Origin of the sequence: Lentilactobacillus parafarraginis DSM 18390 = JCM 14109, assembly GCF_001435895.1 — a bacterium.
GTDB lineage: Bacteria > Bacillota > Bacilli > Lactobacillales > Lactobacillaceae > Lentilactobacillus > Lentilactobacillus parafarraginis.
This window is the reverse complement of sequence record NZ_AZFZ01000090.1, coordinates 1-6,257: the sequence shown is the minus strand read 5'-3', so window position 1 is coordinate 6,257 and position 6,257 is coordinate 1. Positions and strand designations below refer to the sequence as shown.

The 6,257-nt window shown below is 40.0% G+C and carries 7 protein-coding genes; all 7 read right to left on the bottom strand.

Going from position 1 to position 6,257, the window contains the following annotated elements; all coding sequences use genetic code 11:
• Positions 1 to 318: 318 nt before the first annotated feature.
• Positions 319 to 1,245, bottom strand: a complete 927-nt coding sequence (locus tag FD47_RS13225) for an IS982 family transposase (RefSeq protein WP_054736417.1) — start codon at positions 1,243 to 1,245, stop codon at positions 319 to 321.
• A 48-nt stretch (positions 1,246 to 1,293) separates the two neighbouring features.
• Positions 1,294 to 2,394, bottom strand: a complete 1,101-nt coding sequence (locus FD47_RS13220; protein ID WP_054736421.1) for a histidine kinase dimerization/phospho-acceptor domain-containing protein — start codon at positions 2,392 to 2,394, stop codon at positions 1,294 to 1,296.
• Complete coding sequence (locus tag FD47_RS13215) at positions 2,382 to 3,050, bottom strand: response regulator transcription factor (protein WP_039098576.1); 669 nt, start codon at positions 3,048 to 3,050, stop codon at positions 2,382 to 2,384. The genes FD47_RS13220 and FD47_RS13215 overlap by 13 nt, the downstream gene beginning before the upstream one ends.
• A 75-nt stretch (positions 3,051 to 3,125) precedes the next feature.
• Positions 3,126 to 3,353, bottom strand: a complete 228-nt coding sequence (locus FD47_RS13210; RefSeq protein ID WP_033615028.1) for a heavy-metal-associated domain-containing protein — start codon at positions 3,351 to 3,353, stop codon at positions 3,126 to 3,128.
• A 16-nt stretch (positions 3,354 to 3,369) separates the two neighbouring features.
• Positions 3,370 to 5,325, bottom strand: coding sequence for a copper-translocating P-type ATPase (locus FD47_RS13205; RefSeq protein WP_056980789.1), 1,956 nt, complete (start codon positions 5,323 to 5,325; stop codon positions 3,370 to 3,372).
• A 29-nt stretch (positions 5,326 to 5,354) separates the two neighbouring features.
• On the bottom strand, positions 5,355 to 5,621 hold the full coding sequence (locus FD47_RS13200; protein ID WP_032811340.1) for a cupredoxin domain-containing protein: 267 nt from the start codon (positions 5,619 to 5,621) through the stop codon (positions 5,355 to 5,357).
• Between the two features lie 16 nt (positions 5,622 to 5,637).
• Positions 5,638 to 6,009, bottom strand: coding sequence for a cupredoxin domain-containing protein (locus FD47_RS13195; RefSeq protein WP_032811339.1), 372 nt, complete (start codon positions 6,007 to 6,009; stop codon positions 5,638 to 5,640).
• Positions 6,010 to 6,257: the final 248 nt, after the last annotated feature.

The following is a 6,257-nucleotide window of genomic DNA, read 5'->3' as shown; positions in this document are numbered from 1 at the left end:
AAATCGTGTCCACACTTTCATCCTAAGTCCATAGTCCTATAATAATCATATTCAAAAACCTCGCTTTCTATGTTCATTGTAAATTCAATTTATGGAGTTAATTTGTAGTTTGAATTTTAAACCAATTATTTTAAAACAGCCCAACTGATTATGTCCAGATTGTGAACATTAAAAATTGAACAAAAGGTTCATACAAGATATTTTTATACAAACACTTGCATTTATTTGTCACACCATACTGTATAGTACAAGATAATAGGTAGCGTCAAGAATCTTGTGTAAATGAAATGCCTTCGTACATATAATATACCTCTTGTGCTAGTTAAGAATACCACCAGCTAAATTGAAGCCATAACGTTCTTGCCCTAAGGCATGCACGACTTCCATCGTATGGGCAAACAAGATGGTCTCTACGGTCAATCGGATGCCGGTTAGGGTTTGCGATCCCAGTTGTTCAAAATTAAAACTACGGGTAAAAGATGAAAACGTCGTTTCGATTCGTTTCCGGTAACGCTTTAAGCGCCGCGTCTGTTGTGCGGATTCCGTTGGTGACATATTGGATCGTTTAGGCGTCCACAAGATAATCCCGTTAGCCCTTAAGTCGCGCTGCTGCGGCTGGTTTAAATAGCCTAAATCACCTAAAACCACCAAGTCACGGCCCGTTGATAACAGGAGATCACTGGCAACTTGACTGTCATGCACCGACGCTGCTGTGAGCTGCCAATTCAGCACAAAGCCTTGGTTCGTTAAAAGACAATGGAACTTAAACCCATAAAAGGGAGTGCGTTTAGACGAATTAAAGCCGATATCGGCATAATCACGCAACCGGGTCGCGGTTAAATTACAAACGGGTTGACAAAGTGGCATGGGTAAACTATCAATGATCACATACTTGAAATCCCCCGCCACGCGCTGAACATAAGCTTGACGTAAAAGACTAATCAAATTGACCAAGTCCCGACAGCGCCGATTATAGCGTGAGCGTTCAATGAACGGCCGCCGGGCAAACCGTGTACGGCACAACCATTGATACCATTTTAGCTGTGATGAAAAGTGATGAAGTTGGCCCAGAATGGTGGTTGCGATAATTTCCACATCAGAAACGACTAAGTGCTGATAGTTATGGCGATGTCGAATGGCTAACGGAACCAACTGCTGATATAAAGGCTTGATAATCCGATAGACTTTTTGATATTCACGTTGTAATTCATGACGATATTGTTTAAACTTAAGGTGCTTTCGCATGATGAATGCCTCCCGATTAAAGTTTAGATGATTCAATCGGGGCTCATTTTAATGCGGGAGCTCTTTTGATACCAGGATTCGAGCTTCAACTAGCACAAGAGGTAAATGAATGTTTTTTTGATTCAAGATTCCCGCTACTTTTTTCATTAAGTCGTCCATTAAATTGGCGATAAGGACCGAAGATTTTTTTATTGAAAAATTATGTGCTTCAAATTGAACTAACGTCATCATGTCGTCCATCAAATGAGTCAACCGTGCACTTTCATCACGAATAATACTCAGGTATTTTACCCGTTCACCTTCTGATACTGATTCCCGACTGGCGATGTCCGTATAGCCTTTTATAAAGGTTAACGGCGTTCTCAATTCATGGGTAACGGCCGCAAAAAACTCATTCCGTTCCTTTTTCGTGTGTCGGAGTTTATTAGCCATGTCTTCGATTGAATTAGCTAAGTCCCCCAATTCATCCTGACTATCTATCGATAATGCTACGGACAAGTTTCCCTGGGCAATCTTTTTCGTTTCAGACGTTATTGCTCTGATGGGTAAGGTTAAATTTTTTGCGATAGATGCGGTTGCAAAAATAGTTATCAAAAACGTTAATATAACCAAAACTATGAACACGCTAGAAAAATCAAAGACCATTTTCTGAATCTGCTTAGTAGATAAGAACATATAAACATTACCAAGCAATTTGCCCTTTTTGATGATCGGTGATTTTGATACGAGATAACTTTTTTTCATCCAGTCAGAGTGTAAAACCTCAGATTTACCCTGACTAGCACTCGTGAATTTTGCAAGATGCTTTTTCATTTTAGAATTCACCACTTGTGAAGCCATCAAAGTTTGACCATCTGGACTTTGGACAATAATTGCCATATCAGTATCCCCTTTTTCAGTCAAAACAACATGTTTTATTGTTTGAGCAGTGAAATCGTTGGTCAAAACATGGGCATGGTTCTCCCCACGCTTGACTAAACTACTGGCCTGTTCATTGATCCAAGTGTTAACAACTAAAAGAAATAAGCTTATAAATATTCCCATTTCAATAGCAATCGCCATCAATAAAAATGACAGTCCCATTTTGACCGAAATCTTATGGCTAACCCTTTGTTTCATAATATTAATAGCTGCTTTTATCCTAACCATTTGTAACCAACTCCATATACGGTAATCAGCATCGAATCCACAGCAAAACCATTGTTTCTTAACTTTTCTCGTAAATTTCGGATATGTGAGTCGACGGTTCTATCATCAACCTCAGCGTTGTATCCCCAAATACGCTCAATTAAATGATTGCGACTAAAAATGTCATTTTTATTGTTCAAAAACAGCGTTAAAATATTGAATTCAATTGGCGTAATTTCGAGTTCTGCCCGATCGATACGCAGTTGATGAGTCCGCTGATCTAATGTTAAATTATTTGATTTTATTATGTCCACCTTCTCAGTACGCCGAACTAGTGCTTCAATTCTTGCCATTAACACATGCTCATCAAACGGTTTAGTAATATAATCATCAGCACCATTTTTCAAGCCAAAGATCATATCGTTATTTTGATTTAGGGCGGTCAACATAATGATTGGCGTATTATCAAATTCCCTGATTTTTTTACAAACTTCCCAGCCATCCATAACGGGCATCATGACATCTAATAGAACTAGATCAAACTTTTCATGTCTCAATCGCTCAATTGCTTTTACACCATCATTTGCCTTCTCGCAATGATAGCTATCACCCTCCAGATATAGCTGTAATAGATCTAACATTCGCGGTTCATCATCTATCAGTAATATATTTTTCACGCTTTCCCCCTGCTTTTCGTCTAAATAAAAAAGGCTCGCCGATCACGGCGGACCTCTCTTTGAAAATGACTTGTGTTATTTTTCCACTACCGTATAAAGACGGACATCATAACCTGCATTAGCTACCGCATCGCTTATTTCAGCTATCTGTAACTTATGTTTATCAAATTCAATGACGACTTCATCTTTTTCCAAGGTTACATTGGCATACTGCACGCCATTAGTTGCTTCGAGCGCATCCTCCACAATATGCTGACAATGTTCACAATGCATGTCATCAATTTTGGCAATTACTTTTTCCATGGGATCGCGATCCTCCTTAATTTGACGCTAGCTTATTTTCTTTTGGTAACCTGACATAATTAAGTAACAGCGAACTGATAACAACCGTAATGGAACTAAGCGCCATCGCGAGACCGGCTAGTTCCGGTGAAAGGATAAACCCGAGCGCATAGAAAATACCAGCAGCAATTGGAATCCCAACCACGTTATAAATAAAGGCCCAGAATAAGTTCAACAAGATGCGGCTATACGTTTTACGCGCCATAACCAGCGCAGTGACCACGTCCATTAAATCATTTTTTACGAGAACAATATCACCAGATTCAATTGCGATATCACTACCCGAACCCATGGCAATCCCAACGGTTGCAGTTGATAACGCCGGCGCGTCATTAATACCATCACCCACAAAAGCAACCGGCGCTTTTTCTTCTAACTCCTTAATATGTTGCGCTTTATCTCCAGGCATAACATCGGCAATAACTTCATCAATGCCAATTTCCTCAGCAATCGCCGTTGCCACCAGTTTGTTATCACCCGTTAACATAACTGTCCGAAAACCGGCTTTCTGCATTGCCTTGATTGCGGCCTTCGAAGTTGGTTTAGGTGCATCTTGAATCCCAATTAAAGCAATAATTTGCCCATCGTAGCCTACCAAGACCACCGTTTTTGCTTGCGCTTGAAGTTTGGTCATTTTATTTTTCAGATCAGTTGTCATATTAAAATCATCTGCTAATTTGTCATTGCCGATAAAGGCTTGCTTTCCATCAATAACGGCCTGGACGCCTTTACCACTGATAGCTTCAAAGTTTTCAGCTTGTAAGGGCACGACACTTTTGGCTTTTGCTTCATTTAAAACGGCTAAGGCTAGTGGATGTTCTGAAGCACCTTCAAGCCCGGAAGCAATGCTAAGAATCTCGGCTTCTTCAAATTTACCAGTTGAAACGATATCCGTTACTTGTGGTTTACCAACAGTAACGGTCCCAGTTTTATCCATAACAACCGTTTTAATCGTGTGAGTAGCCTCTAAGACTTCACCATTTTTAATTAGAATACCAAGCTTGGCGGAACGTCCCGTCCCAACCATCAATGCAGTCGGAGTAGCAATCCCCAGAGCACATGGACAAGCAATAATCATAACTGACACGGCGAAGATCAAGGCGGTAACCGGAGTAGCCCCTAAAAATGCATACCAAACAACGTACGTCAAAATAGCAATCATCAAAACAACCGGAACAAAAATGTTTGAAATGGTATCAACGGTCTTTTGAATTGGTGCCCGCGAGTTCTGTGCTTGACGAACCATTTCAGCAATATTCGACAACGTTGTTTCAGAACCAACTTTGGTTACTTTAAAAGTAAATGATCCCGTATTATTGAGGGTTGCACCGATAACCGCGTCACCAGGTCCCTTTTCGACGGGCATTGATTCTCCCGTAACCATTGATTCATCAAGTGTAGATTGCCCTTCAACAATCTCACCATCAACAGCCACTTTTTCACCCGGCTTAACACGAACAACATCACCTTCGACAACCTGATCAATGGGCAGTTTTACAAATTCGCCATCGCGAAGGACTTCCGCTTCTTTGGCTTGCAGATCCATCAGCTTATCAACCGCCGATGAAGCTGACGACTTCATTTTTTCTTCAAAAACGGAGCCTAATAGTATTAAAGTAATCACAACCGCCACAGCTTCAAAATACGTACCAGCGGGTCTAGTAAACATGGCATAAATACTATAAATGTACGCAATCGTAGTACCTAATCCAACTAGGGTATCCATGTTGGCGTGATGGTTTTTAAATGAAACGATGGCAGTATGCAAAAATGGCAAGCCCGCAAACCAATAAACTAATGAACCAAACGCGAACAAAATCCACACACCATATTTTTCTCCGCCCAACATGGAGCCGCCAAAGCTCATAAACATATTTATGAGTAACGGTACTGAGCCAATCACACCAATGATGAATCTTTTCATAACTGACATAAGGTTTCCTCCTCAAATATCGAGCGTTATTATTTAACGCGATAGTTGCCCTTAACCATGTTCATACCACACGTCCATTCATAATTTCCTTTTTGAGGTGTAAACCTAACCGTTACCTGCTGATTGAGTGGTAGATCATATAATTCGCCGTTGAACTTGACTTGTTGCGTGCAGCCCTTATCAGCGACTCTCGTAAACGTAACCTCCGCTGGCTTACCAGCTTTTAATTTGAAATTATTTGGCGAATAGCCGCCATCAACCGTGATATTGATTTTATTATTATTTAATCCAAGCATAAACCTAGCTCCTTTGTTATTTGATAACGATCTTGCCATGAAACATGTGCATTCCACATGAATACTCGAACTCACCCGCTTTAGATGTGTCGATTGGAATCGCTACGTCTTGATTCATTGGCAACTCGGCGTCCACTCCGAAGTCTGGAAAAACGACTTTCTCAAGACAGGTCGTTGAATCTTTCCGATTAAAGACTAATTTTACAGGGGTATCTTTTTTTATTTTTAAAACAGCTGGATTAAAGCCGCCGTTGACGACCACTTTAGCTGTTTGACCATCTTTCGTTGTAACTGCAGTTGCTTGACTCTCACTATGTTTGCCAAAAAACCACCAACCAATAAAAACGATCAATATTACTCCAACTACTACTGTAAGTATTTGTGCCATATCATTTCCTCCTCTTAGGTAATAACGGTTATGTTTCTTTTCAATAATTTAAGATTACATCTGTAAACGTAGAAAGTCAACACTAAAGTTTACATTTGTAAACATAAATTGAAAATTTTTTGAGAAATAAAAGGTAGATTGTAAAATTAATCCGAACGCTGTTCGGATTAATTTTACAATCTACCATTTACACAAGATATTTTACGCTCTCCTCCTAATGTAACTGCTAAAATAAAGTGAGCCAATTT

What these genes read in the sequence shown, in the direction of transcription:
- FD47_RS13205 (WP_056980789.1), bottom strand. Translation starts at nt 5,325, where the DNA reads ATGTCAGTTATGAAAAGATTCATCATTGGTGTGATTGGCTCAGTACCG.
- FD47_RS13210 (WP_033615028.1), bottom strand. Translation starts at nt 3,353, where the DNA reads ATGGAAAAAGTAATTGCCAAAATTGATGACATGCATTGTGAACATTGT.
- FD47_RS13225 (WP_054736417.1), bottom strand. Translation starts at nt 1,245, where the DNA reads ATGCGAAAGCACCTTAAGTTTAAACAATATCGTCATGAATTACAACGT.
- FD47_RS13200 (WP_032811340.1), bottom strand. Translation starts at nt 5,621, where the DNA reads ATGCTTGGATTAAATAATAATAAAATCAATATCACGGTTGATGGCGGC.
- FD47_RS13195 (WP_032811339.1), bottom strand. Translation starts at nt 6,009, where the DNA reads ATGGCACAAATACTTACAGTAGTAGTTGGAGTAATATTGATCGTTTTT.
- FD47_RS13220 (WP_054736421.1), bottom strand. Translation starts at nt 2,394, where the DNA reads ATGGTTAGGATAAAAGCAGCTATTAATATTATGAAACAAAGGGTTAGC.